Source organism: Brachybacterium sp. YJGR34, from assembly GCF_003347015.1.
Lineage (GTDB): Bacteria > Actinomycetota > Actinomycetes > Actinomycetales > Dermabacteraceae > Brachybacterium.
The window spans coordinates 68,423-94,274 of sequence record NZ_PNFB01000012.1 but is presented as its reverse complement, the minus strand read 5'-3'; the positions used below and the strand labels follow the sequence as shown (position 1 = coordinate 94,274).

General features: G+C 72.4%; 20 protein-coding genes and 1 tRNA gene. 11 read left to right on the top strand and 10 right to left on the bottom strand.

Translation table 11 applies throughout. From position 1 onward, the window contains the following. Positions 1-40: 40 nt before the first annotated feature. The 4 genes from CXH06_RS11675 to CXH06_RS11660 all read right to left on the bottom strand — a co-directional run bounded on the left by CXH06_RS11675 (position 41) and on the right by CXH06_RS11660 (position 3,896). Positions 41-835 (bottom strand): inositol monophosphatase family protein, encoded by a 795-nt coding sequence (locus CXH06_RS11675; protein ID WP_114855364.1) that lies wholly within the window; start codon positions 833-835, stop codon positions 41-43. A 108-nt stretch (positions 836-943) separates the two neighbouring features. Further along, entirely contained in the window at positions 944-2,002 is a 1,059-nt protein-coding gene (gene rsgA / locus CXH06_RS11670; RefSeq protein ID WP_114855363.1) for a ribosome small subunit-dependent GTPase A, read from the bottom strand. Further along, on the bottom strand, positions 1,999-3,324 hold the full coding sequence (gene aroA, locus CXH06_RS11665; RefSeq protein ID WP_114855362.1) for a 3-phosphoshikimate 1-carboxyvinyltransferase: 1,326 nt from the start codon (positions 3,322-3,324) through the stop codon (positions 1,999-2,001). Before aroA ends, rsgA begins: the two co-directional genes overlap by 4 nt. A gap of 5 nt (positions 3,325-3,329) precedes the next feature. After that, entirely contained in the window at positions 3,330-3,896 is a 567-nt protein-coding gene (locus CXH06_RS11660) for a hypothetical protein (protein WP_114855361.1), read from the bottom strand. A 234-nt stretch (positions 3,897-4,130) separates the two neighbouring features. Here CXH06_RS11660 and CXH06_RS11655 point away from each other — a divergent pair, with 234 nt between their 5' ends. Both CXH06_RS11655 and rsrA read left to right on the top strand, forming a co-directional pair. Continuing rightward, positions 4,131-4,808, top strand: a complete 678-nt coding sequence (locus CXH06_RS11655; RefSeq protein ID WP_114855360.1) for a sigma-70 family RNA polymerase sigma factor — start codon at positions 4,131-4,133, stop codon at positions 4,806-4,808. Then, positions 4,805-5,140 (top strand): mycothiol system anti-sigma-R factor, encoded by a 336-nt coding sequence (gene rsrA / locus CXH06_RS11650; RefSeq protein WP_114855359.1) that lies wholly within the window; start codon positions 4,805-4,807, stop codon positions 5,138-5,140. Before CXH06_RS11655 ends, rsrA begins: the two co-directional genes overlap by 4 nt. Positions 5,141-5,236: 96 nt before the next feature. On the opposite strand, the gene CXH06_RS18810 is transcribed toward rsrA, so the two are convergent. The 5 genes from CXH06_RS18810 to CXH06_RS11625 form a co-directional block, all read right to left on the bottom strand. Further along, positions 5,237-5,311, bottom strand: a complete 75-nt coding sequence (locus CXH06_RS18810) for a 50S ribosomal protein bL37 (protein WP_369832988.1) — start codon at positions 5,309-5,311, stop codon at positions 5,237-5,239. Positions 5,312-5,444: 133 nt separating this feature from the next. Next, positions 5,445-6,089 carry a GDSL-type esterase/lipase family protein gene (locus CXH06_RS11640; RefSeq protein ID WP_114855357.1) on the bottom strand — a complete coding sequence of 215 codons (645 nt, stop codon included), beginning with the start codon at positions 6,087-6,089 and terminating at the stop codon, positions 5,445-5,447. A 102-nt stretch (positions 6,090-6,191) separates the two neighbouring features. Beyond that, a complete protein-coding gene (locus tag CXH06_RS11635) occupies positions 6,192-10,004 on the bottom strand; it encodes a multifunctional oxoglutarate decarboxylase/oxoglutarate dehydrogenase thiamine pyrophosphate-binding subunit/dihydrolipoyllysine-residue succinyltransferase subunit (protein WP_114855356.1) in 3,813 nt (1,270 codons plus the stop codon). A gap of 124 nt (positions 10,005-10,128) precedes the next feature. After that, positions 10,129-11,163 (bottom strand): ATP-binding protein, encoded by a 1,035-nt coding sequence (locus CXH06_RS11630; protein ID WP_369832987.1) that lies wholly within the window; start codon positions 11,161-11,163, stop codon positions 10,129-10,131. A gap of 98 nt (positions 11,164-11,261) precedes the next feature. Continuing rightward, complete coding sequence (locus tag CXH06_RS11625; RefSeq protein ID WP_114855355.1) at positions 11,262-12,095, bottom strand: response regulator transcription factor; 834 nt, start codon at positions 12,093-12,095, stop codon at positions 11,262-11,264. Between the two features lie 393 nt (positions 12,096-12,488). Between CXH06_RS11625 and CXH06_RS11620 the strand changes: the two genes are divergently transcribed. From CXH06_RS11620 to CXH06_RS11605, 4 genes are all read left to right on the top strand, one after another. Further along, positions 12,489-13,289 (top strand): M23 family metallopeptidase, encoded by an 801-nt coding sequence (locus tag CXH06_RS11620; RefSeq protein ID WP_232820326.1) that lies wholly within the window; start codon positions 12,489-12,491, stop codon positions 13,287-13,289. Beyond that, positions 13,286-14,344, top strand: coding sequence for a tRNA (adenosine(37)-N6)-threonylcarbamoyltransferase complex transferase subunit TsaD (tsaD, locus tag CXH06_RS11615; protein ID WP_114855353.1), 1,059 nt, complete (start codon positions 13,286-13,288; stop codon positions 14,342-14,344). Before CXH06_RS11620 ends, tsaD begins: the two co-directional genes overlap by 4 nt. 78 nt (positions 14,345-14,422) lie before the next feature. Further along, positions 14,423-14,495: transfer RNA gene (locus CXH06_RS11610), tRNA-Arg, on the top strand. Positions 14,496-14,784: 289 nt separating this feature from the next. Beyond that, a complete protein-coding gene (locus CXH06_RS11605) occupies positions 14,785-15,774 on the top strand; it encodes a TIGR00341 family protein (protein ID WP_114855352.1) in 990 nt (329 codons plus the stop codon). Between the two features lie 43 nt (positions 15,775-15,817). Here CXH06_RS11605 and CXH06_RS11600 read toward each other — a convergent pair whose 3' ends face one another. Then, positions 15,818-18,106: a bifunctional alpha,alpha-trehalose-phosphate synthase (UDP-forming)/trehalose-phosphatase gene (locus tag CXH06_RS11600; RefSeq protein ID WP_114855351.1), complete on the bottom strand. Its 2,289-nt coding sequence runs from the start codon at positions 18,104-18,106 to the stop codon at positions 15,818-15,820. Between the two features lie 326 nt (positions 18,107-18,432). On the opposite strand from CXH06_RS11600, the gene lysA reads away from it, so the two are divergent. The 5 genes from lysA (at position 18,433) to rho (ending at position 25,708) form a co-directional block, all read left to right on the top strand. Continuing rightward, entirely contained in the window at positions 18,433-19,845 is a 1,413-nt protein-coding gene (lysA, locus tag CXH06_RS11595) for a diaminopimelate decarboxylase (RefSeq protein WP_114855350.1), read from the top strand. A 121-nt stretch (positions 19,846-19,966) separates the two neighbouring features. Further along, complete coding sequence (locus tag CXH06_RS11590) at positions 19,967-21,325, top strand: homoserine dehydrogenase (RefSeq protein ID WP_114855349.1); 1,359 nt, start codon at positions 19,967-19,969, stop codon at positions 21,323-21,325. 3 nt (positions 21,326-21,328) lie between these two features. After that, positions 21,329-22,387, top strand: coding sequence for a threonine synthase (thrC, locus tag CXH06_RS11585; protein ID WP_114855348.1), 1,059 nt, complete (start codon positions 21,329-21,331; stop codon positions 22,385-22,387). Then, positions 22,384-23,298, top strand: coding sequence for a homoserine kinase (thrB, locus tag CXH06_RS11580; RefSeq protein ID WP_114855347.1), 915 nt, complete (start codon positions 22,384-22,386; stop codon positions 23,296-23,298). The genes thrC and thrB overlap by 4 nt, the downstream gene beginning before the upstream one ends. Positions 23,299-23,623: 325 nt before the next feature. Next, positions 23,624-25,708, top strand: coding sequence for a transcription termination factor Rho (rho, locus tag CXH06_RS11575; protein WP_114855346.1), 2,085 nt, complete (start codon positions 23,624-23,626; stop codon positions 25,706-25,708). Positions 25,709-25,852: the final 144 nt, after the last annotated feature.

The window sequence follows — 25,852 nt, the reverse complement described above, 5'->3', positions numbered from 1 at the left end:
GGCCACGCGGTGGACGGCCGACGACGCGCCGCGCGAGCCCTCAGTCCTCGCGGGCCGCGAGCGCGGACAGGATCTCCTCGTGGAGCAGGGAGTTGGTGGCCACGGCGTTGCCGCCGAAGGGGCCGTCCTCGCCGTCCAGCGAGGAGAAGCGCCCGCCGGCCTCGGTGACGATCGGGGCCAGGGCCACCATGTCGTGGAGGTTCAGCTCCGGCTCGCAGGCCACGTCGACCGCCCCCTCGGCCACCAGCATGTACGACCAGAAGTCGCCGTAGGCACGGGTGCGCCAGAAGCGCTGCATGAGGTTCAGCATCTGGGGGAGCCGCTCGCGCTCTGCCCAGCCGTGCAGCGAGGAGTAGGACAGCGACGCCTCCTCGACGGTGGGGACGGAGGAGACCTGCAGCTTGGTCGCGTTGTTGATCCGCGATCCGGTCCAGGCGCCCGAGCCCTCGCCACCCCACCAGCGCCGGTTCAGCGCCGGGGCGGAGACCAGGCCGGCCACGGCGCGGCCGTCCTCGATGAGGCCGATCAGCGTGCCCCACACGGGGACGCCGCGCACGAAGTTGCTGGTGCCGTCGATCGGGTCGATGACCCACTGCCTCGGGGAGGCGCCGGTGGAGCCGAACTCCTCACCGATCACCTGGTCGCGCGAGCGGGAGCGGGAGAGCTGGGCGCGCACCAGCTGCTCGGCGGCGCGGTCGGCGTCGGTGACCTCGGTGAGATCGGGCTTGGTGGTGACCTCGAGGTCCTGCGCCTTGAAGCGGGACATGGTCAGCTGGTCCACGGCATCGGCGAGCACGTGGGCGAGGCGCAGGTCATCGGCGTAGCGGCTGGACATGGGCTCCAGCCTAGAGGGCGCGGACCCCTGCTCGGTGCAGCGACGCGGGCGGGCGTCCCCGCGCGGCGCCGCCGGCACCGCCGGGGCGGGAGGCCGCCCCGGCGCTCGTCACAGCGCCCAGGGGTCGTTCTTCCGCAGCGCGGTCGCCAGACGACGGTAGGAGACCAGGCGCGCCGGTCCGGCCGTGCCCGCCTGCCCGTCGGCCACCAGATCGTCGAGCGCGCAGTCGGGCGCGTCCTCGAGATGGGTGCATCCGCGGGGGCACTGCTCGGCGAGCGCGGCGAGGTCCGCGAAGGCGTCCAGCAGCTCCTCGGGGTCCACGTGCCCCAGCCCGAAGGACCGCACGCCCGGCGTGTCGATCACCCACCCCTCGTCCTCCGGCAGGCGCATCGCGAGCGCCGAGGAGGAGGTGTGCCGGCCGCGGCCGGTGGTGTCGTTGACCACGCCCGTGGCGCGGTGCGTGCCGGGGACCAGGGCGTTGAGCAGGGTCGACTTGCCCACGCCGGAGTGTCCGATGAGCACGCTGACCCGCCCCGAGAGGCGCTCGCGGAGCTGGTCGAGGCCGAGGATCCCGGGATGCTCGGTCGCGGCGCCGCCTCCGCGCCGGGTCACCACATGGTCCAGGCCCAGCGGGGCGTAGGAGGTCAGGAACTCCTCCGGGGAGCGCAGATCCGCCTTGGTCAGGACCAGCAGGGCCTCGATCCCGGCGACATAGGCCGCGACCAGGCAGCGGTCGATCATGCCGCCGCGCGGCTCCGGCTCCGCGACGGCGGTGACCATCACCATGAGGTCCACGTTCGCGACCAGGGGGCGCTCGGTGGAGTCGTCATCGTCGGCGCTGCGGCGCAGGAAGGAGCTGCGCTCCTGGATCCGGACGATGCGGGCCAGGCTGCCGTCCCGGCCCGAGGTGTCCCCGACCAGGCCCACCAGATCGCCGGGGACGATGGGGGAGCGGCCCAGCTCCCGGGCGCGCATCGCCGTGACGGCGCGCTCGTCCTCGGTCCCCGGGGCGACCACGGTGCGCCAGCGACCGCGGTCCACCGAGATCACCCGGGCGGTGACGGCGTCCTCGTGCTTGGGCCGCTCCTTGGTCCGCGGCCGCGAGCCCCGCCGACCGGGGCGCACGCGCACGTCGCTCTCGTCGTAGTCGCGGGCCGAGCGGCTCACGCGTCGTTCACCGCCGGCTCGGGGTGCAGCATGGCCAGCCACATCCCCACGAAGTCCGGCAGGGTCTTCTGGGTGGTGCCGACGTCCACCACCTGCAGGCCCGGCACGCGCAGCCCGATGATCGCTCCGGCGGTGGCCATGCGGTGGTCCGCGTAGGTCTCGAAGACCGCGCCGTGCAGCGGACCGGGATGGACCTCGATCCCGTCCTCGAGCTCGACGGTGCGGGCACCGACCTTCGACAGCTCCGTGGCCAGGGCCTTCAGTCGATCCGTCTCGTGGCCGCGCAGGTGCGCGATGCCGGTCAGGCGCGAGGGTGAATCGGCCAGGGCGCACAGAGCCGCGATCGTGGGGGCCAGCTCGCCGACGGCCGAGAGGTCCGCCTCGATGCCCCGCAGGACGCCGGTGCCGCGCACGCACACGGCCTCGTCCTCGCGCCAGACCTCGCCGCCCATCCGGGCCAGCAGATCGCGATAGGCATCCCCGGGCTGGGTGGTGCGCTCGGGCCAGTCGTCGATCGCGATGGTCCCCTCGGTGACCATGGCGGCGGCGAGGAAGGGCCCGGCGTTGGACAGATCGGGTTCGACGGCGCCGCTGACCGGGCGGATCGGCCCGCGGGAGACCCGCCAGCAGTGGCGTCCCTCGTCGTCGAGCCGGTGATCGGCCTCGACCCCTGCCTGGCGCAGGGTCTCCAGGGTCATGTCGATGTGCGGCAGCGACGGGAGGGTCTCGCCCACGTGCACCAGCTCGAGATCTGCTGCGGCGCGGGCCCCGACCAGCAGGACGTTGGAGACGAACTGGCTGGAGTCCGAGGCGTCGATCTCGATGCGCCCGCCCTGCAGACGCCCCGTGCCGTGGACGGTGATCGGCAGGTGGCCGGGCATGCCGTGCTCGGTGACCTCCACGCCCAGCTGCTGCAGCGCGTCGATCACGGCGCCCATCGGCCGCACCAGGGCGCCCTCGTCGCCGGTGAAGCGGACGTCGCCGTGATGCAGCGCGGCGAGCATCGGCACGAACCGCATGACGGTCCCGGCCAGACCGGTGTGGATCTCCACCGGCTCGGCGGGATGCTCGGCCGCGGGCGGCAGCGGCGTGACGTGCAGCGCGCCGTCCTGCACCTCGAGGACTGCTCCGAGCCGCTCGAGCGCGTCGCGCATCAGCCGGGTGTCGCGGGAGACGAGCGCGCCGCGCAGCACCGAGGGCTCATCGGCCGCGGCCGCCAGCAGCATCCAGCGCGCCGTGAGCGATTTCGAGCCGGGGACGCGGACGAGGGCGTCGACGGGGCCGTCGGCCAGCGGCGCGTTCCACAGCACCTCGGAGGTCACGGCGCTCAGCCGTTCCGGGCGGCGAGCTGCTTCGTGGCGGATCCGGCCGCACGCTTCGCGGACTTCTCCAGCGACCCGGCCTTCTTCTCGATCTCGCGCTGCTTCTGCGCGGCCTTCTTCTGGCTGCGCTCGACGAACTTGCTCGCGCGGTATCCGAGGGACGGACGGCCCTCGTGGTCGACCACGGCCAGCAGCACACCGCCCAGGAGGCCCACCTCGGTGAGGATCGAGCGGACCTCGTCGGTCAGCTCCTCGCCGCGCAGCTCCCAGATCTTCTTGCGGCCCGCCCATCCGACCGACGTGGTCAGCAGCAGGGTCGTCGCGGCGGCGCGCGGGTAGCGGTTGGTGGCGTACAGCACGCCCGCACCGGCGGCGACGACGCCGGTGGCCCGGAGCACCGTGCGCACGTCGACGAACCCCGGGGCCGAGCTCTTCGCGAGCGAGGAGTCGACCTTCTCGAAGGCCTCGGGGAAGACCTCGATGTCACGCTCGGGGTGCACGGCGGAGCGCACGCCCTGGGCGATGAAGGGGGCGGCGAGCAGGGGGCGGGCGATGCGGCGGACCAGGGCCATGGTGTCCTCACGTTCTGGAGCGGGTGTCAGGAGGTCCGGTGACGCCGTGTCGGGCAGGTCACCGACGGCCAGACTACCGCGCAGGGAACAACTCCCGTGCGGTCGGCGTTCCCTCGGATGGTGCGCCCGGATCCCCGTGCGCCGGCTGCGGAGGGAGAGCGAGCGATGACGGCGACGCTGCGGACGCGGCAGGAGACTGCCCCTGCCGGGCCTCCTGGCGTAGGTTGGAGCGCAATGACCCAGACAGATCCCTCCACGAGCCCCGACGCGGGCCTGCCGGACGGCGACGGCACCACCGGCGCCGCGCCCGTCGACGCGGACTTCGACTTCGAGCGCGAGGCGCTCTCGCATCTGGACTCGCTCTACGGCGGCGCGCTGCGGATGACCCGCAACCCGCACGATGCCGAGGATCTGGTGCAGGAGACCTTCATGAAGGCCTTCCGTTCTCGGGACCGGTTCACCCCCGGCACCAACATGCGGGCCTGGCTGTACCGGATCATGACCAACAACTTCATCTCGACGTACCGCAAGCAGCAGCGCCGCCCCAAGGAGGCGTGGACCGACACCGTCGAGGACTGGCAGCTGGCGGACGTGGCCAGCCACACCAGCGAGGGGCTGCGCTCGGCGGAGGCCGAGGCGCTGGACCATCTGCCGGACTCCGCGGTCAAGGACGCCCTGGCCGAGCTCCGGGAGGACTACCGGATGGCGGTCTACCTCGCCGATGTCGAGGGCTTCGCCTACAAGGAGATCGCGGAGATCATGGACACGCCGATCGGGACCGTGATGTCCCGGCTGCACCGGGGGCGCCGCCAGCTGCGCGAGAAGCTCTCCGACTACGCCTACCGCAGCGGCTTCCTCCGCGAGGACGCCGCTGCCGCGACCGGGACGACGGATCGGACGGAGGAACGATGAGCCCGCAGGACAGGACAGGACGCGACGACTCCGAGGAGCAGGCGCGCCGCGATCTGCGCTTCGGCCTCGAGGAGGCGCTCGACGGCGAGCTGCCCGCCGAGATGGTCGAGCGGATGCAGCGCCACACGGCCGACTGCCCCGAGTGCGCCGAGGAATGGGACCAGGTGCGCCGCATCAAGGAGCTGGTCCGGCGCAGCTGCGCGGACCGCGCCCCCTCGGAGCTCCGCGAGCGGATCGCCGTGCAGTGCCGCAGCGTCACGGTGACGGAGGCCGACGGCACCACCGTCCGCATCACCTCCACCTCCACGCGCCGCACCTTCCCCGCGCCCTGAGCGCGCCGCCGAGGTCGCTCGGCGGCGCAGGCATGACGAAGGGCCCCTCCCGCGCGGGAGGGGCCCTTCGTCATGCCGCCGCTGGCGGCGTCACGGTCAGCTGTTGGGGCGCTTGCCGTGATTCGCGCCGTTCTTACGGCGAGCCTTGCGCTTGCGTCCTCGCTTGCTCATCACGTTCTCCTTCCTTCGCCCGGGTAACGCTGCGAGTATGCCACAGCCGCCCGGCCGGCCCGGCGGTCCACGCCGCTCGCGGCGCCGTGCTGAGGGGCAGGTCACTCCGGCGCGGGACCGGGGAGGGGAGCGCTCAGGCGGAGGTGCCCAGCCAGGAGCCGAAGCCTCCGTGGAGCACCAGCCAGGCCATGAGGCCGTAGCCCGTCTGCCCGGGATGATCACCGGGGGAACGCGCCAGGTCGGACTCCCACTGCTCATGGCCCGCGAGGCCGCCGACGGAGTCGATGTAGGGGATGCGGCGCCGCGCGCAGACGTCCTCGAAGGCGCTCGAGAGCTCGCGCACCGCGTCGGTGGTGGCCCGGTCGCGGCTGGGCGGCGGACCCACCACGAAGGCCGGGAGGCGCAGCCGCTCGAGACCGTCGAGGATCTTCGCGAGGTTCAGGCGGGAGCGCGCCAGCGACAGCCCGGACTCGACGTCCGCGCGGCCCATGGCGAGAACCACCCGGTGGTCGACGGTGCCGGTGGACCGGCCCTGCGCGGAGAAGCGGCGCTGCACGTCCTGGTCCCAGCGCTCGGCGAGCTCGGCGGAGGTCTCCCCGGGCAGTGCGGCGGTGAAGACGTCGATGCGGCTGGCCGCGCCCTGCTCGCTGGCCACGGCGCGCCCCAGCCAGCCGAGGGCACGGGCATCACCGACCCCGGCGAGAAGCTCGTCTCCGAGCGCGATGATCCGGATCCGGGAATCCGGATTCGGGGCGGGCGATGTGGGCACGGTCTGCACCGGGACCTCCTGGACCTGGGACGGGGATGTCCACTGTAACGGCGAACGGGATGCGGGCTGTCTGCAGGGAGGGGAGGGGCCGCTCGCGGCCCCTCCCGCCGATCAGACGTCGAGGGCGCGCGTGAGCAGCTCCTCCTGCTCGGCCTTGTGCGTCGAGTTCGACCCGGTGGCGGGCGAGGCCGAGGCCGGGCGGGCCACGACCCGCAGAGACCGTCCGACCTCGGTCGGGAAGTTCATCGCCATGAAGCTCCACGCGCCCTGGTTCTGCGGCTCCTCCTGGACCCAGGTGAGCTGCGCGTCCGGGAAGGCGCCCAGGACTTCGCGCAGCTGCGTCGCGGGCAGCGGGTAGAGCTGCTCGACCCGCACGATCGCGGTGTGCGACGCCCCGAGCTTCTCGCGCTGGGCGACCAGGTCCCAGTAGACCTTGCCCGCGGCCAGCACGACCTGGCGCACCCCGGCGGGGTCCACCGTCGTGTCCGGCAGCACCGGCTCGAAGGTGCCGGTGGTGAAGTCCTCGACGGAGCTCACGGCGGCCTTGTTGCGCAGCATCGACTTCGGCGTGAAGACGATCAGCGGCTTCTTGGGCTCGGCCAGCGCCTGCCGCCGCAGGAGGTGGAAGTAGCTGGCCGGCGTGGACGGGGCGGCCACCCGCATGTTGTCCTCCGCGCACAGCTGCAGGAAGCGCTCGATGCGGGCGGAGGAGTGATCCGGCCCCTGGCCCTCGTAGCCGTGGGGAAGGAGCATGACCACGCTCGAGTTCTGGGCCCACTTCTGCTCCGAGGCGGAGATGAACTCGTCGATGATGGTCTGGGCGCCGTTGACGAAGTCGCCGAACTGCGCCTCCCAGAGCACCAGCGACCGGGGGCTCTCCACGGAGTAGCCGTACTCGTAGCCCAGTGCCGCGAACTCCGAGAGCGAGGAGTCGTAGACGTTGAAGCGGGCCTGGTCGTCGGAGAGGTTCGCCAGCGGCGTCCAGACGTCGCCGTTCTCGTGGTCGATGAGCACGCCGTGGCGCTGCACGAAGGTGCCGCGGCGGGAGTCCTGACCGGCCAGGCGCACGCGGTGGCCCTGCATCAGCAGGGAGCCGAAGGCGAGCAGCTCGCCGTAGGCCCAGTCGACATTGCCCTGCGTCGACATCTGCTGGCGGCGCTGGAGCACCGTCATCAGCTTGGGGTGGACGGTGAAGGTGCTCGGCGGCTGCGAATGAGCCTCTCCGATCCGCTCCAGGACCGAGGCCTCGACCGCGGTCTCCACCGCCTCCGCCCCGTTCCCGGTGCGCTGCGAGGTGGGCAGGTCCAGGCCCTGGACGCTCTCCGTCGGATCGGCCTCGGAGGCGTCCGCGCGGGTGGAGGCGAAGGCCGAGTCCAGGTGCTCCTGGAAGTTGCGGACCACCCGCTCGGTCTCCTCCTCGGTGAGGTCGCCGCGCTCGATGAGCGCCTCCATGTAGAGCTTGCGCGTGGAGGGCTTGTCCCCGATGAGCTTGTACATCTCCGGCTGGGTCATCGAGGGGTCGTCCCCCTCGTTGTGGCCGCGGCGGCGGTAGCAGAGCATGTCGATGACCACGTCGCGGTGGAACTTCTGGCGGTACTCGAAGGCGATCTCGGCCACGCGCACGCAGGCCTCGGGATCATCGCCGTTGACGTGGAAGATCGCCAGCTGCGTCGACTTGGCGACGTCGGTCGAGTAGAAGGACGAGCGCGAGGAGTCCGGCAGCGTCGTGAAGCCGATCTGGTTGTTGATGATGACGTGCACGGTGCCGCCGGTGCGGTAGCCGCGCAGCTCCGAGAGGTTCAGGGTCTCGGTGACCACGCCCTGTCCGGCGAAGGCCGCGTCGCCGTGAACGAGCACCGGCAGGACCGGGAATTCCTCGGGGCGCTCGAGCCGATCCTGCTTGGCGCGCACGATGCCCTCGAGCACGGGGTTGACCGCCTCGAGATGCGAGGGGTTCGCCGCGAGGTACACCTTCGTGGTCTCCCCGTCGTGCGAGGTGTAGGTGCCCTCGGTGCCGAGGTGGTACTTGACGTCACCGGAGCCCGGGTGCTCGCCGAAGTACCCCTCGAACTCCTGGAAGATCTGGCCGTAGCTCTTGCCGGCGAGGTTCGAGAGCACGTTGAGGCGCCCGCGGTGCGACATGCCGATGCAGACCTCGTCGAGGCCGTCGTGGGCGGCGCCGTGGAGCACCGCGTCGAGCATCGGGATGACGGACTCGCCGCCCTCGAGCGAGAAGCGCTTCTGGCCCACGAACTTCGTCTGCAGGAAGGTCTCGAACGCCTCCGCGGCGTTGAGGCGGTCCATGATGTGCGTGTGCTCCGCCTTCTCGAAGGGGCGGCGCGGGGTCTCCATCTTCGCCTGGATCCAGGCACGCTCCTCCGGATCGGAGATGTGCATGTACTCCACGCCGATGGTGCGGCAGTAGGCGTCGCGCAGGACGCCGAGGATCTCCCGCAGCGTCAGCTCGTCCTTGCCGCCGAGGCCGCGGGTCGGGAAGGTGCGGTCCAGGTCCCACAGGGTCAGGCCGTAGGTCTCGACGTCGAGATCCGGATGCGTGCGGACCTTGTACTGCAGCGGATCGGTGTCCGCCATCAGGTGGCCGCGCACGCGGAAGGCGTGGATGAGGTCCATGACCCGGGCCAGGCGCTCGGAGTCGGTGTGCTGGAACGGGTTGTCCGGGACCCAGCGGACCGGCTGGTAGGGCAGGCGCAGCGACTCGAAGACCCGGTCGTAGAAGCCGTCCTTGCCCAGCAGCTTGTCGCCCATCCGCTTGAGGAACTCGCCGGAGGCGGCCCCCTGGATGATGCGGTGGTCGTAGGTCGAGGTCAGGGTCATGACCTTCGAGACGGCCAGATCGGCGAGGGTCTTGGGGCTCGCTCCCTGGAACTGCGCGGGGTAGTCCATCGCGCCGACGCCGACGATCACTCCCTGGCCCTGCATGAGGCGCGGGATCGAGTGGACCGTGCCGATGCCGCCGGGATTGGTCAGCGAGACGGTGGTGTGGGCGAAGTCCTCCATCGTCAGCTTGCCGGCGCGGGCCTTGCGGACCACCTCCTCGTAGGCCTTCCAGAAGCCGCGGAAGTCGAAGCGCTGCGCGGCCTTGATGCTGGGGACCACCAGGCCGCGGGAGCCGTCCGGGCGCGGCATGTCGATCGCCAGTCCGAAGTTGATGTCCTGCCGCTTCAGCAGCAGCGGCTTGCCCTTCTCATCGACATCGAAGCCGTTGTTCATGTCGGTGATCTCGGTGATCGCCTCGACCATCGCCCAGCCGATGAGGTGGGTGAAGGACACCTTGCCCGCGCGATGGCGCCGGAGGTGGTTGTTGATGACGGTGCGGTTGTCGAACAGCAGCTTCACCGGCACGTCGCGCACCGAGGTCGCGGTGGGCACGCCGAGCGACTCGTCCATGTTCCGCACCACGGCGGCGGCCGGGCCGCGCAGCTTGACCGGCTCCGGGGCCTCCAGCTCGACCGCGGGGATCTGCGCGGTGGTGGTGGGGACCTTCTCCGGGCGGTCCGAGGTGGTGGAGACGGACGGCTGCTTCGGGGCGGCGTCGTTCACGGCAGGGGCTTCCTTCGCGGGCGGTGGAGGGGTCGCGGGAGCCGCGGCCGGGGAGGGCGTGGGGGTGGACGGGGGATCGGCCGAGGGCGTCGGGGAGGGCGGCTCGGCCGCGGGCGCGCGGGGCGCGGGAGGGGCCGGCGCGTCGTCCTGCGCGGGCGGCGCCGTCGCCGCGCGGGCAGGGGTCGCCGGGGGCCCCTCGTCGGAGGGGGTCCCGGGCGTCACCGAGCTGTCGGCGGCGAAATGCTCCGCCCAGCTGGGGTCGACGCTCGAGGGATCCTGCCGCCACTGCTCGCGCAGCGCGTCCACGAGCCACTGATTCGGACCGAACTCCGAGGTTCCGGAGCCCTGTGTCTGCTGTGACACTCTGAGATCGCCAGCCTTCTCACAGTCGAGAGATACGGATGTCCACAGCCTAGCGGCACCGGGCCCGCGGCGTGGACGCAGGAGCAGGTCAGCGACGAACGATGACCGGCGGGGGTGGGGGAGATCACGGGGCGGTGCCCCGGTCCGGCAGGACCACTCGGATCAGCGAGGAGCGGCCGTCGCGGGCCAGCTCGTCGCGGGGGTCGTCGAGCACCTCGATCGTGCCGCCGTGCAGGCCCACCGCCCAGCGCGCGATCGCCAGGCCCAGGCCGGTCCCGCCCGAGGAATCGGCGTATCCGCCGCGCTGGAAGCGCTCGAACACCCGCGAGCGGTCCTCGAGCGCGATGCCGGGACCCTCGTCGTGGACGTCGATCCGGACGCCGTGAGCGGAGGCGGTGCGCTTGGCGACGATCGTGATCCGCCCGCCGGCGGGGGAGTGCCGTGCCGCGTTCTCGAGCAGGTTGTGGATCACCTGATGCAACCGAGGCGCATCGGCGTCGACCGACAGGTCGGGTGGCTCCACGTCGACGATCCAGCGCACGTCCCGGCCGCCGGAGGCCAGGGCCGCCCCGTCGACCACCTCGTGGAGGAAGGGGGTGAGCTCCACGCGCTCGAGGTCGAGCTCGACCACGCCGGCGTCCAGGCGCGAGAGGTCCAGCAGGTGATCGACCAGCTGGGAGAGCCGTTCGGTCTCGGTGAGGGCCACCTCGAGCGCGGCCGGATCGGGGTCGGTCACGCCGTCGACGAGATTCTCCAGCTGGGCCCGCAGCCCCGCGACCGGGGTGCGCAGCTCGTGGGAGACGTTCGCGACCAGGTCCCTGCGCATCTGGTCGGTCTGCTCGAGCTCCGAGGCCATCGTCGAGAAGGCCGCGGCCAGCTGCCCCACCTCGTCGCGGCTGCTGGCATGCACCGGCGCCGTGTACTCGCCGCGCGCCATGGCGCGCGCCGCGGCGGTCATCTCGCGCAGCGGCGAGGTCATCCCGCGGGCGAGCAGCTGGGTGAACACCAGGGCCGCGGCCACCACGAGCGCCAGCGCCAGCAGCGGCTCGATGCCCGCCCGGATGCTCACCTGGGTCAGCAGCGCCGAGACCGTGACGCTGGCGCCCACCAGCACGCCGAGCTTGACCTTGAAGGAGCGGAAGCGGTCCAGCGGTCGCAGCTCGAGCAGCTCGTGGCCCCGCCGGCGGCCGCCGTGCTCGTGCTCCGCGGGGGAGGCGGGGCCGGTGCGGTCGGGGCGGCCGGCGGCGTCCTCGCTCGTCACGAGTTCGACGTCGGCTCGTTCGGCGTCGGCATCGTCTGCAGATTCTGGGGGGAGAGGCCTGCGGCCCCGGCGTCGGACGGCCCGGCGGCGGGGGCCTCGGGGTCCTCGGGGATCTCCAGGGCGTAGCCGACGCCGTGGACCGTGCGCACCAGATCCGCCCCGAGCTTGCGCCGCAGCGCCTTGACGTGGGAGTCGACGGTGCGGGTGCCCGTGGCGTCGATCCAGTCCCAGACATCGGCCAGCAGCTGTTCTCGGGTGAGGACGGTGCCGGGCGCTGCCGCCAGGCACAGCAGCAGATCGAACTCGGTGGGCGTGAGATGGGCGGGCTCGCCCGCGCGCATCACCCGTCGGCCCGCCCGATCGATGACCAGGTCACCGATCTCGAGGGCGACCTGGGTCTCCGACTCGCTCGGGGCGGGCGGTCCGGTCCGTCGCACCCGGCGCAGCAGGGCCTTGAGGCGCGCGACCAGCTCCCGCATGGAGAAGGGCTTGGTCATGTAGTCGTCGGCGCCGACGCCGAGACCCACCAGCATGTCCGTCTCGTCGTCGCGCGCGGTGAGCATGAGCACCGGCACGGGCTCGTCGGCCTGGATGCGACGGCACACCTCGAGTCCGTCGAAGCCGGGGAGCATGACGTCCAGGACCACCACGTCCGGTCGCTTCTCGGCGACGGTCCGCACACCGGTGGGCCCGTCGAGGGCGGTGAAGACCTCCCAGCCCTCCGCGGCGAGCCGGTCCGCGATCGCGCGCGTGATCGTCAGCTCGTCCTCGACCACCACCACGCGCACGGGTGCCGGTGAGGAGCCTGCAGTCTGCTCGGGAGTCGACATGGCGCCACTGTAGACGGGGCGGCCTGCGTGAGCGCCGTACGACGCGACCGCGCAGCAGGTCCGCGCCCCGCTCCGCGGCGCCCTCGATGTGACCCGGACGTCGGCTCCCGCCCTGCAGGGGTGACCTGCGACCACTGCGGCAGGCCCCTCCCGTCAAGACCGGGCAACCTTTGGGGCGCAACGGCAAAAACTTGGCAATGACCCGGTTGACCAGCTGGTCCGTCATCGGGCCCGCCCGTAGGTTTGGCCGGGTTGTTCGGCGACGCGTCCTTCCCCTGTCCGGCGTCGCGGTCGGACAGACGTATCGAAACGAAGACGCAGTCGCTCAAGGAAGCAGGTCAGAACGTGGCGAATCATCGCGCTCAGGGACGCCCCACAGTGCGCAGGCATCGCGTGGTCGGCGGAACCCACCGCGATGCAGCACTCCCCGCCGGCGCTGTCAAGGCAGGCGTCCTGGGCGTCCTGGCGACCGCTACGATCGCCGCTCCGCTGGCCGCCGCCGCGGGCATCGACGAGGGCGCCTCCCAGCGGGGCGAGGCCCTCGCGCAGTCCGCCCCCGCCGCGGTGCAGGCGGAGCCCGCCGCCCAGAAGACCTCCCCGGTCGCGATCCCCGCGGCCGGCGAGGCCGCCGCGGAGACCCGCGGAGAGGGAGACGGCGCGAGCCGCGACCAGGAGCGCTCCACTCCGGCCGAGGCCGCCGCCGTCGACGTCACCGCGGTGGAGGACTCCTCCCTCGAGGTCGAGGTCCCCGAGCCCGAGCCGGTCGAGCCGGAGGAGCCCGCCGAGGGCACCACCGCTGCGTCGAGCGGCGGCTACATCGCTCCGGTCGAGGGTCCCATCACCTCCGGCTACGGCGGGCGCATGCACCCGGTGCTCGGCTACTTCAAGGGTCATGACGGGGTCGACTACGGCGCCTCCTGCGGAACCCCGGTCAAGGCCGCCAAGGCCGGCACCGTCGTCGCCGTCGAGTACCACAGCGCCTCCGGCAACCGCGTCAAGGTCGACCACGGCAACGGCGTGGTCACCGGCTACTACCACCTGCAGGACTTCAACACCTCGGTGGGCGCCACCGTCCAGCAGGGCGACACCATCGGCTACGTCGGCTCGACCGGGCGCTCCACCGGCTGCCACCTGCACTTCGCGAAGATGGACGAGGCCGGCAACTACTCCGACCCGATGTCGATCCTGCCGTGACCACCTCCTCCGCGCCCGTCATCCTGGGGGTCGAGTCCTCCTGCGACGAGACGGGCTTCGGCATCGTCTCAGAGGGGACCCTGCTGGGACAGGGTCTCGCCTCGAGCGCGTCCCAGCACGCCGAGTTCGGGGGAGTGGTCCCCGAGATCGCCGCGCGCGCCCATCTCGAGGCCGCCGTCCCCACCCTGCAGATCGCCCTCGCCGACGCCGGCGTGGAGCTGGGGGACATCAGCCACGTCGCCGTCACCTCCGGCCCCGGACTGGCCACCGCCGTCCACGTGGGACTCGCCGCCGCGAAGTCGATCGCCTGGTCGCTGGACGTCCCGCTCTACGGCGTCCACCACCTGGCCGGGCACGCCGCCGCCGACACCCTCGAGCACGGACCGCTGCCCGAGCGCAGCATCGTCCTGATCGTCTCCGGCGGCCACACCTCGATCCTCGCCGTGGGCGACCTGGTCCGCGATCCCATCGAGCACCTCGGCGACACCCTCGACGACGCCGCGGGCGAGGCCTTCGACAAGGTCTCCCGGCTGCTGGGCCTCGGCTATCCCGGCGGTCCGGCCATCTCCCGCGCCGCCGTCGGCGGGGACCCCGCCGCGTTCTCCTTCCCGCGGGCCATGATGCGCCCGGGCGATGATCCCTTCACCTTCTCCTTCTCGGGACTGAAGACCTCGGTGGCCCGCACGGTCGAGGCCCTCGAGCGCGCCGGCGAGGAGGTGCCGGTGTCCGACATCGCCGCCTCCTTCGAGCAGGCCGTGGTCGACGTGCTGGTGGCCAAGTCCGTGCGCGCGGTCACCGAGCGGGGACTGGACACCCTGGTGATCGTCGGCGGCGTCGCCGCCAACGCGCGGCTGCGCGAGGTCGCCCGCCGGCGCTGCGATGCCGAGGGCATCGATCTGCGGATCCCCCCGCCGCGGCTGTGCACCGACAACGGCGCGATGATCGCCGCGGTCGGTGACCTGCTGGTCCGCTCCGGGGCGGAGCCCAGCGGGCTGCGGATCGCGGCGGACCCCTCCGCCGTCCTCCACGGGGCCCAGCTGCCGCTGCTGCGGTGAGGTCCCTCTCACACCTGCCGCCGCGGCCCGCCGCGGAGGCGCCCCCGTCGCCGAGGAGTTGCTAGACTTCCGAGGTCGGCCCGCGTAGCTCAGTGGATAGAGCGTCTGCCTCCGGAGCAGAAGGTCGTAGGTTCGAATCCTGTCGCGGGCACCGGTGGCCTGAGTCGTGACGTCCTTTACAGGGGATGTCGCGACTCAGGCCTTCTTGCGTGGGTCCGCTCTCGGGGCCAGTGCGATTCTCCGAGACGTGACCCGGCGCGAGCTCGCTGCGGCAGCTCGATGGTGCCGGGCTGCTGTTCCACCAGTGGACCCTGTCGACGCCCAGTTCTCGATGATCGACCACGTTCTCACGGACCCGCCCACCGGTCATCGTCCCGACCAGCGCCGACGCTGGCAGGAATGCTTTGACGAGACGCCCCGCCCGGGCCAGAATCGCCCCTATGACCACACTCGTGGACCGCCTGGTCCCGGTCCACCAGCGCAAACCCTTCGGTGAGCTGCGCGAGACGCTCGATCTCGGCACCGGAGACCTGACCAGCAAACTGGGCGGTTTCCTCAGCATGCTGATCCTCAGCGCCCTCATCGCGACGGCAGGGATCCTCAACGATTCGACCGCCACCGTCATCGGCGCCATGATCATCGCGCCGCTCGCAACACCTATCCAGGGGATGGCGCTGGCCATCGTCTCCTCCCGGTACGACATGCTGCGCTCCTCGTTCCTGTGGTTCCTGGTGGGCCTCGCCCTGGCGATCCTCACCGGCATCCTGCTCGCCTTCGCGGTCGCCGACCCCGTCGAGCTGACCACCAACTCGCAGGTGGTGGGGCGCACCTCGCCGAATCTCCTGGACATGGTGGCCGCTGTCGCCACGGGCCTGGCCGGCGCCCTGGGGATGTGCCGAAAGGACCTGGGGTCGATCCTCCCCGGGGTGGCAATCTCGATCTCTCTGATCCCGCCGCTGGCCGTAGTGGGGGTGTGCGCGGGCGTGGGCCAGTGGTCGTACGCCGTGGGCGCGCTCGTCCTCTTCCTGTGCAACGTCGTCGCGATGATCGTCGCGGGCAGCGTCGTGTTCACCCTCGCCGGGCACCGACACACGGCGAGGGGCGAGGACCGCAGTTCGCGCAAGGTGGTGCGGCTCATCGCGGTGCTCTCGCTCCTGATCGCGGTGCCGCTGACGGTCAACACCTGGATGATCTACCTCTCGGCCGAGACTCGGCAGACCGTGTCCGCCTGGCTCGGGAGCACCCCGGGGAGCAAGGTCACGGGCATGCAGTGGCACGGCAAGGGCGTCATCGTGTCGATCCAGACGCCCACCGGCGACACCCCAGACACCTCGTCGCTGCACCATGAGCTCGAGGAGAACGATCTGCCGTCGTTCCTCGAGGTGACACTCGAGGTCACTCCGGCGAACGAGATCGTCGTCGAGCGCTGAGAACCTCGATCATCCGATGTCGATCACCGGGCCGAGCAGCAGCTCAGCTCTGCTCGCCGCGCAGCGCCAGCAGGCGCTCGAGCACGCCGCGCACCGCACCGGGGCCGTCGATGCGCAGCGCCGCGGCGGTGTCCCCCTCGCCCACCTTGATGCCCACGTCGGGTCCGCCCAGCAGGGCGAACACGGACTCGTCGGTGACGTCGTCGCCGAGGTAGAGCCAGGCGTCGGCGGCGCTCGCCCGCGCCAGGGCCTCCACGGCCACGCCCTTGGAGGTGTGGATGACCGCGAACTCCACGACCTCCTTGCCGGGGGTCACGGTGACGTCCGGCAGGGTCACCGCGTACTCGAGGGCGGACTCGGTGGCGTTGATGGCGCCGCGTCCCTTGGCGCTGCGGGTGTGGAGCACCGCGGCGGTCGGCTTGGTCTCCACCTCGGTGCCCGGGTGCGCCCGCGCGATCCGCCGCAGGTTGGTGGTGATCGAGGCCAGCAGCTCCTCCTTCTCCCGGGACATGACCAGTGCGGACTTGTCGAGCACCTCGGCCTGCATCCACGGCGGCAGGGCGCCGACCTCGGCCCCGTGGGAGCCCACCAGCACCACGGAGCTGGGCATCCGGGTGTGGGCGTCCAGGTCCGCGAGGGCGCGCCCGGAGACCAGGGCGACGGCGACGCCGGGAAGCTCCGAGAGGTCCCGGAGGGCGGAGAGGGAGGCGTCGTCCGGCTGCACCGCATCGCGGTCCGCGACGATCGGGGCGAGCACCCCGTCGAAGTCCGAGGCGATGAGGAGCCGCGGCACGTCGGCGAAGGCACGCAGGGCGGCGTCCAGCTCCTCGGGGTCGCTCGGCGCGTCCCCGGTCAGCCGCGCCGGGGGAGTGGCCCGCTCCTCCGGCCGGTCGGACTCCTCGAGGCGGTCCAGGAAGCTCCGGGCCCAGGCCTGCACGTCGTGCTCGAGCACCTGGTGCCGCAGGGAGCGCATCGCCTCCTCCTGCTCCTCCGGCGGCATTGCGAGGGCGCGCAGGATCGCGGCCTTGAGCTCGTCGATGTCGTGGGGGTTGACCATCACGGCGGCGCGGAGCTCGTCGGCCGCGCCGGCGAACTCGCTGAGCACGAGCACACCCTGGAGGTCCGGCCGGGAGGCGACGTACTCCTTGGCGACCAGGTTCATGCCGTCGCGCAGCGCGGTCACCAGGACCACGTCGGCCGCCATGTACATCGCGGTCATGTCGCGGCGGTCGAAGGAATGGTGCTGATAGGACACCGCCGGGCGGCCGATCGGTGCATGCTCGCCGTTGATGCGGCCGACGGTCAGCTCGACCTCGTCCCTCAGCTGCTTGTACGCCTCGACGCGCTCGCGCGACGGGGTGGCGACCTGGATCATCACCGTGTCGTGCGGATCGATCGAGCCGTCGTCCAGGAGCTCGCCCCAGGCCTTGAGGCGGTGCCGGATGCCCTTGGTGTAGTCCAGGCGGTCCACGCCCAGCACGATCTTGTCCGGATTCCCGAGGTCCCGGCGCAGCTGGGCCGCCCGCTCGAGGATCTGCGGATCCTCGGAGAGGGCGGAGACCGCGGTGGTGTCGATCGAGATCGGGAAGGTCTGCGCCCTCACCTCGCGCATCGGTGCGGCCCCGAGGCCGGGCACCGAGATCGTCATCCCGTCCACGTGGTAGCCCAGCAGCTTCCGCACGGCGGCCACGAAGTTCAGGGCGTCGGACTCCCGCTGGAAGCCGACGACGTCCGCGCCCAGCAGGCCGCGCAGGATGGAGTTGCGCTTGGGCAGCTGGGAGAAGAGCTCGACCGCGGGGAAGGGGATGTGGTTGAAGAAGCCGATCCGCACGTCGCTGCGCTCGTCGCGGATCATCCGCGGCACCAGCTGCAGCTGGTAGTCGTGCACCCAGATGGTGCCGCCCGGGGCGGTGACCGCGGCGGCCGCGCGGCCGAAGCGCCGATTGACCGCGAGATAGGAGTCCCACCAGGCCCGATGGAACTCGGGGTCGACGATCACGTCGTGATACAGCGGCCACAGCGTGGCGTTGGAGTAGCCCTCGTAGTAGCGCCGGATCTCCTCCGCGGAGAGCGCCACCGGGTACAGGCTCATGCCGTCGGCCTCGAAGGGGTCCGGGGGCGTGCCGGGGGAGCCCGCCCAGCCCACCCAGGCGCCCGAGGCGACGTTGCGCATCACCGATTCCATCGCGGTGACCAGGCCTCCGGGGCTCGTGACCCACTCGTTGCCGCCGTCGGGGAGGGTCCGGGAGTCGACCGGGAGCCGGTTGGCGACGACGACAAGCTGATGCTGGTGCTGCGGGGCGTGCTCTGCGGGGTCTGCTTCGGGGGGCACGGTGGCTCCTTCGCGTCGGTCGGGCAGGCGGGCGGTCGGGAGCGTGCGTCGTGCGCCGCGGGGCGGCGTGCGGCTCCCGCGCCGACACCCCCGAGAGTACCAAGTGCGATCGGTCACGCGTCCCGCCGGCTGCGTGCCCGTCGAGGACTTGACCAGGGCCGACGGTGAACGGCGGAGGGGCCGTTCCGCGTGCGGGACCCCGTGCCGTGCCGCGGACGACCGTGCGGTCGAGCCCCGATCGCGACTACGCTCGGAGGGCGCCGATGGCGCGACCCGCCCGGCGTCCCGTCCCGGAGCGGTGCAGTGCGGATCCCCCAGGAGCAGACATGCGCGCCCACGAGGCCGGAGCCCTTCACGGCAACGACGCCGCCCCCACCTGGCTGCCGTATCCGACCGACGTCAACACGCTCATCGACGGGCTGTGGTCGCAGACCTCGCGCCGCGGGGCCGACGGCGCGGTCGAGGTGGGCGGCGTGGACGTGCGGAGCATCGCCGAGGAGGTGGGCACCCCCGCGTTCGTGCTGGACGAGGTCGACTTCCGCTTCCGCGCCACCGCCTTCCGCGACGCCTTCTCCGAGGCCTTCCGCCCCCACGCCGGGGCCTCCGTCTACTACGCGGGCAAGGCCTTCCTCTGCGGCGCCGTGGCCCGCTGGGTCCAGGAGGACGGGCTGGGACTGGACGTGTGCACCGGCGGCGAGCTGGCCGTCGCGCTGCGGGCGGGGTTCCCCGCCGAGCGCATCGCCCTGCACGGCAACAACAAGTCCCCCCGCGAGATCCGCCGAGCGCTCGAGGCCGGGGTGGGACGGATCGTCATCGACTCCCTCGACGAGATCGCGCTGGTCGACGAGATCGCCGGGGAGCTGGGGCGGCGCGCCCCCGTGATGCTGCGGGTGACCACGGGCGTCGAGGCCCATACCCACGAGTTCATCGCCACCGCCCACGAGGATCAGAAGTTCGGCCTCTCCCTCACCGGCGGCGCGGCGCTCGAGGCCGTGCGGCGCGTGCTCGCCACCGCCCACCTCGACCTGGTGGGCCTGCACTCCCACATCGGCTCCCAGATCTTCGACACCGGCGGCTTCGACGTGGCCGCACGTCGCGTGCTCGAGCTGGTGGCGCAGGTGCGCGACGAACTGGGCCGCTCGATCACCCAGCTCGACCTCGGCGGCGGGTTCGGTGTCATGTACAACACCCAGCACACGCCCTCGACCCCGGAGTCGCTCGCGGCGGGCATCGCCGAGATCGTCGTCAAGCAGTGCCACGAGCTCTCCCTCGAGGTCCCGCACCTCTCCTTCGAACCCGGCCGCGCGATCGCCGGCCCCTCCACCCAGACCCTCTACACCGTGGGGACCGTCAAGGACGTGCGCCTGGGCGGACCGCACCACCGCCTCTACGTCTCCGTGGACGGCGGCATGAGCGACAACGTGCGCACCGCGCTGTACGACGCCGACTACTCCTGCCTGCTCACCGGACGCGTCTCCGATGCGCTGCCCGAGGTGGTGCGCGTGGTGGGCAAGCACTGCGAGAGCGGCGACATCGTGGTTAAGGACGAGTACCTCCCCGGGGACGTCCACCGCGGCGACCTCGTCTCGGTGCCGGTCACCGGTGCCTACTGCTACTCGCTGGCCTCCAACTACAACCATGTGCCCCGGCCTCCGGTGGTCGCCGTGCGGGACGGGGAGATCCGGACCCTGATCCGCCGCGAGACGGAGGAGGACCTCCTGGGCCTCGACGTCTCCTGATCCCGCCGCCCGCACGACGCAATCGTTCACGGGCTGTCACGGAGGCGGCGCCCCCTCGGCTACAGTGCGAGGGCCCGCCTCCGGACGTCCCGTCGGACCCTGTGGAAGGACCGCCACACCCATGTCACAGACCTCTTCCGGCAGCCCGGTGCCCCCGGCCGCCGCGGAACTGCCCGCCCTCCGTGTCGCGGTGCTCGGCGCCGGCACCGTCGGCGCCGAGGTGCTGCGCCTGATCTCCGAGCAGGACGAGGACCTCGCCCACCGCATCGGCGCCCGCCTCGAGGTGGTCGGCGTCGCCGTGCGGGACACCGCCCGCGACCGCGGCGAGCACGTCCCCGCCGACCTGCTGACCGATGATCCCGCCTCGTTGGTGCGCGGTGCGGACCTGGTCATCGAGCTCATGGGTGGGATCGAGCCGGCGCGCACCCTGCTGCTGGATGCGATGGCGCACGGGGCCAGCGTGGTGACGGCCAACAAGGCGCTGCTCGCCCAGGACGGCGCCTCCCTCTACGAGGCGGCGGACACCCACGGGGTGGACCTGTCCTTCGAGGCCGCCGTGGCCGGGGCCATCCCCCTGGTGCGGCCGGTGCGCGAGTCGCTGGCCGGCGACCGCATCCAGCGGGTCCTCGGCATCGTCAACGGCACCACCAACTACATCCTCGACGCCATGACCCGCACCGGGGCGAGCTTCGAGGACGCCCTCGCCACGGCGCAGGAGCTCGGCTACGCCGAGGCCGACCCGACGGCCGACGTGGAGGGCCACGACGCCGCCGCGAAGGCCTCGATCCTCGCCTCCCTCGCCTTCCACAGCCGGGTGCGACTGTCCGATGTGCACTGCGAGGGCATCACCCAGGTCTCCGCGCAGGACATCGCCGCGGCCGCCCGCATGGGCCGCACCATCAAGCTGCTCTCCATCGTCGAGCGCGTCGCGGAGGAGAACGAGGAGCGGATCTCCGCCCGCGTCTACCCGGCGCTGATCCCCGATGCTCATCCGCTGGCCTCCGTGGCCGAGGCGTACAACGCCGTCTTCATCGAGGCCGACGCCGCCGGGTCGCTCATGTTCTACGGCCAGGGCGCCGGCGGCGCTCCGACCGCCTCCGCGGTGCTCGGCGACGTGGTCTCCGCCGCCCGTGCCCGCGTGCGCGGCGGCGTGGGTCCGCGCGAGTCGTGGTACGCCGGGCTCGACCTCATCCCGCTCGAGGAGCTGCGCAGCGCGTTCTACGTCTCCCTGACCGTCGAGGACCGCCCGGGCGTCCTCGCCGAGATCGCCGGCACCCTCTCCGGCTACGGCATCTCGATCTCGACCATCCATCAGGAGCTGCTGGACCCGCAGGACGAGGAGGGAGCTCGGACCACCGCCCACATCGGCATCAGCACCCACCGTGCCCTCGAGTCGGCGATGACCGCGTCGCTGGACGTGTTCTCCTCCACCGCCACGGTGCTCAGCATCGATTCCGTCCTGCGCATCGAAGGAGAATGATCCATGGCCCACCAGTGGCGCGGCGTCCTCGCCGAGTACCGAGAGCACCTGCCGTTCGACGAGAACGACACCCTGCTGACCCTGGGGGAGGGAGGCACCCCGCTGGTGCCCGCCCCTGCCCTGTCCCGCGCGGTCGGCGCCGAGGTGCACATCAAGGTCGAGGGCATGAACCCCACGGGGTCCTTCAAGGACCGCGGGATGGTCTCCGCGATGAGCCGGGCGAAGAACGACGGCGCCACCGCCGTGGTGTGCGCCTCCACCGGCAACACGAGCGCCTCCGCTGCGGCCTACGCGACCGCGGCGGGACTGACCTGCGCCGTGCTGCTGCCGCAGGGGAAGATCGCCGCCGGCAAGCTGGCCCAGGCGGTGGTGCACGGCGCGAAGCTGATCCAGGTGGACGGCAACTTCGACGACTGCCTCGAGATCGCCCGCAAGCTCGACGCCGAGCACCCCATCGAGCTGGTCAACTCGGTCAACCCCTACCGCCTCCAGGGGCAGAAGACGGCCGCCTTCGAGGTGGCCGACGCTCTGGGGACGCAGCCGGACATCCACATCCTGCCCGTCGGCAACGCCGGCAACATCTCCGCCTACTGGATGGGCTACCGCGAGTACCACGAGGCCGGGATCACGGCGGGGCTGCCGCAGATGTGGGGCTTCCAGGCCGCGGGCGCCGCCCCCTTCGTGGCCGGCCGCCCGATCCTCGACCCCGAGACCGTCGCCACCGCGATCCGCATCGGCGCTCCCGCCTCCTGGGACCTCGCCGTCGCGGCACGGGACGACTCGGGCGGTCTCATCGAGGCCGTCAGCGACCAGCAGATCCTCGACGCGCAGAAGCTCCTCGCCGGCGAGGTGGGGATCTTCGTCGAGCCCGCCTCGGCCGCCGGCGTGGCCGGACTGCTGCAGCAGTCCGCGCGCGGACTGGTCCCCGCCGGCGCGCGGATCGCGATCACCGTCACCGGCAACGGCCTCAAGGACATCGACACGGCGCTGGGACAGCACGACCTGACCCCCACCGTCGTCCCCGTGGACATCGCCGCGGCGGCGGAGGCCATCGGACTGTGAGGATCCAGAACACCCGGGTCGCCGTCCGGGTCCCGGCGACCTCCGCGAACCTGGGGCCGGGCTTCGACGCGCTGGGCCTGGCCCTGGACCTCTGCGACGAGCTGAGGGTCGAGGCCACCACGGGCGGGATCGAGATCGAGGTCGAGGGCGAGGGCGCCGGCGAGGTGCCCGGCGGCGAGGAGCACCTCGTGGTGCGGGCGCTGCGCCGCGGGCTCGACCATGCCGGAGCGCCCCAGACCGGCCTGCGCCTGCGGGCGGTGAACCGGATCCCCCACGGGCGCGGCCTGGGCTCGAGCGCGGCCGCGACCGTCGCCGGGCTGCTGCTCGCGCGCGGGATGCTGGCCGAGCCGGGCGCCCTGGACGACACGGACGTGCTCCAGCTCGCCGCGGAGTTCGAGGGGCACCCGGACAACGCGGCTCCCGCCCTGCTGGGCGGGGTGGTGCTCTCGTGGATGCAGGGGGAGCGCGCCCGCGCCGTCCCGCTCGCGGTGGGCGAGGAGGTGCTGCGCCCCGTGGTGCTGCTGCCGCGCGCCACACTGTCCACCCACCGTGCCCGGGGACTGCTGCCCGAGACCGTCCCCCACGGGGATGCCGTGATCAATGCCGCGCGCTCCGCCCTGCTGGTCCACGCCCTCGCCGGCTCCCCGGAGCTGCTGCTGGAGGGGACCGAGGACCGTCTGCACCAGGAGCAGCGTGCCCCGGGCATGCCCGAGAGCGTCGAGCTGCTGCGCGTCCTGCGCCAGGAGGGACACCCCGCCGTGGTCTCGGGCGCGGGGCCCTCGGTGCTGGTGCTGGCCGGGCGGCGCGCGGAGCTCGCGCCGCTGGTGCGGCGGATCGTCGCCGAGCCCGCCGCATGGCGGATCGCCGAGGTGCCGCTGCGACAGGTCCCCAGCGCCCCTGTGGTAGGTTGAGCCTGCGTCCAGATGGCACCACCCGACGCAGAAACCTGCTGCAGATCCTCCGGGCTGCTGCGTGCAGAGCTTCTCGTCGCCTGTGACCCCTGATCAGCGTTCCGCATGGTCCCAGCGCTCCGCGCACGACATGCCGCGCAGGCCCGTGTACCGACGCCGACGCATCCCGAAGCACACCAGCAGGCCGTTCGACGGTGCCCTGCACCGTGGTCACGACCCCTGCTCGGAGACGCCGCCGCACCCCCGGAGACCCCGTCCTCGGGAGCGAGCGGCACACCAGACCAGAACAGAGCCGGTCCGTCCGGCTCGACAGGAAGGAACCCGGGTGAACGACACCACCTCCGGCGCAGATCTCGCGGCGAAGAAGCTTCCCGAGCTGCAGTCCATCGCTGCCGGCCTCGGCATCAAGGGAGCCCGTCGCCTGCGCAAGGGCGAGCTGATCGAGGCGATCCGCGGAGGCGGCTCCGCCCCCGCCGCCGCATCGGCGACCGCCCCGGCCGCCGCTGACACCGCCGCCGCGGAGCCCCGCCGGCGATCGGCCGAGTCCGCGCCCTCGGCCGCGCAGGACTCCGACGCGCCGCAGCGCGAGGCCCGGACCGCGACCCGCTCCGGGCGCCGTCGCCCGGCGGCCGGGAGCACCGAGGCGCGCGGCGCCGCGGACTCCGGCTCCGCCGACGACGCCTCCTCCGCCACGGCCGAGGACCGGACCCCGGATCTCGGCATCGACCTGCCCGAGGACCGCAGCGACCGCTCCCGCGGGAGCCGGCGCGGCGGCGAGAACACCGGCGAGCCCGAGGCCGGGCGGCGCGAGGAGCAGCGCGAGGCGTCCACCGAGCGCGAGGATCGTTCCGGCGGTGACCGTCGCGAGCGCGAGGACCGCTCCGGGGGCGACCGCCGCGAGCGCCAGGGCCGCCGCGGCGGCGGGCAGGACGGAGGCCGCCAGGACGGCGGCAAGCAGGGCGGCCAGCGCCGCCGGCTCGAGGACATCGAGCTCCCGGACCGCTCCGGCGAGGCCGAGGAGGACCGCGGCCAGGGCGGCGACGGCTACGACGACGACCGCCGCGGCCGCCCCCGCAGCCGCAACCGCTCCCGCGACCGCAAGCGCCGCGGCCGCGGCGGACAGAACGACCAGGGCGGCCAGGGGAACCAGGGCAACCAGGGCAACCAGCAGGACGAGGCGGAGGTCCGCGAGGGCGACGAGCTGATGCAGATCGCCGGCATCCTCGACATCCGCGACAACAACGCCTACGTGCGCACCACCGGCTACCTGCCCGGTCCCAGCGACGTCTACGTGACCATGAACCAGGTCAAGCGCAACGGTCTGCGCAAGGGCGACGCCCTCACCGGACAGGTCAAGGCGCCCCGAGACGGCGAGGACCACCACGTCGAGCAGCCGCACCACGGCGGCGGGGGTGGCCGGAACCGCCGCGGCAAGGGTGGCGGCAACCAGGGCAAGTACGCGGCGCTGGTGCAGGTCGACACCGTCAACGGGCTCCCCGTCGACCGGGCTCGGAGCCGAGTGGACTTCTCCAAGCTGACCCCGCTCTACCCCGATGAGCGTCTTCGCCTGGAGACGCCGGCCCAGGGCGTCGCCCCGCGCGTGATCGACCTGGTCTCCCCGATCGGCAAGGGCCAGCGCGGACTGATCGTCGCACCGCCCAAGGCCGGCAAGACGATCGTCATGCAGCAGATCGCCAACGCCATCACCACGAACAATCCCGAGGCCCACCTCATGGTCGTGCTCGTCGACGAGCGCCCCGAGGAGGTCACCGACATGCAGCGCACGGTCAAGGGAGAGGTCATCGCCTCGACCTTCGACCGTCCCGCCTCCGACCACACAATCGTGGCCGAGCTCGCCATCGAGCGGGCGAAGCGCCTGGTGGAGATGGGGCGCGACGTCGTCGTGCTGCTGGACTCGCTCACCCGCCTGTCCCGGGCCTACAACCTCGCCGCCCCGGCCTCCGGCCGGATCCTCTCCGGCGGTGTGGACGCCTCCGCGCTCTACCCGCCCAAGCGCTTCTTCGGCGCGGCGCGCAACATCGAGCACGGCGGCTCCCTGACGATCCTGGCCTCGGCGCTGGTCGAGACCGGCTCGAAGATGGACGAGGTCATCTTCGAGGAGTTCAAGGGCACCGGCAACATGGAGCTGCGCCTCTCGCGCCACCTCGCGGACAAGCGCATCTTCCCGGCGGTGGACGTCAACGCCTCCGGCACCCGTCGCGAGGAGGCGCTCATGGGCAAGGAGGAGCTCGCGATCATGTGGAAGCTCCGCCGCGTGCTGGGCTCGCTCGAGCAGCAGCAGGCGCTCGAGATGCTCATGGAGCGGATCAAGAAGACGCAGTCGAACTCCGAGTTCCTCATGACCGTCGCCAAGAACACGCCGAGCGCGGGCGGCCGCAGCAGCGACTGACTCGGGCGCCCGGACATCCGGGACAGCGCCGGGACGAGGGGCCCTCCACCACGGTGGGGCGGCCCCTCGCCGCTGTCGGCACGACTCCCGAGCGCAGCGGCGGCCGGTCCGCTAGCGTGAGCCGGGACCCTCGATCCGACGAAG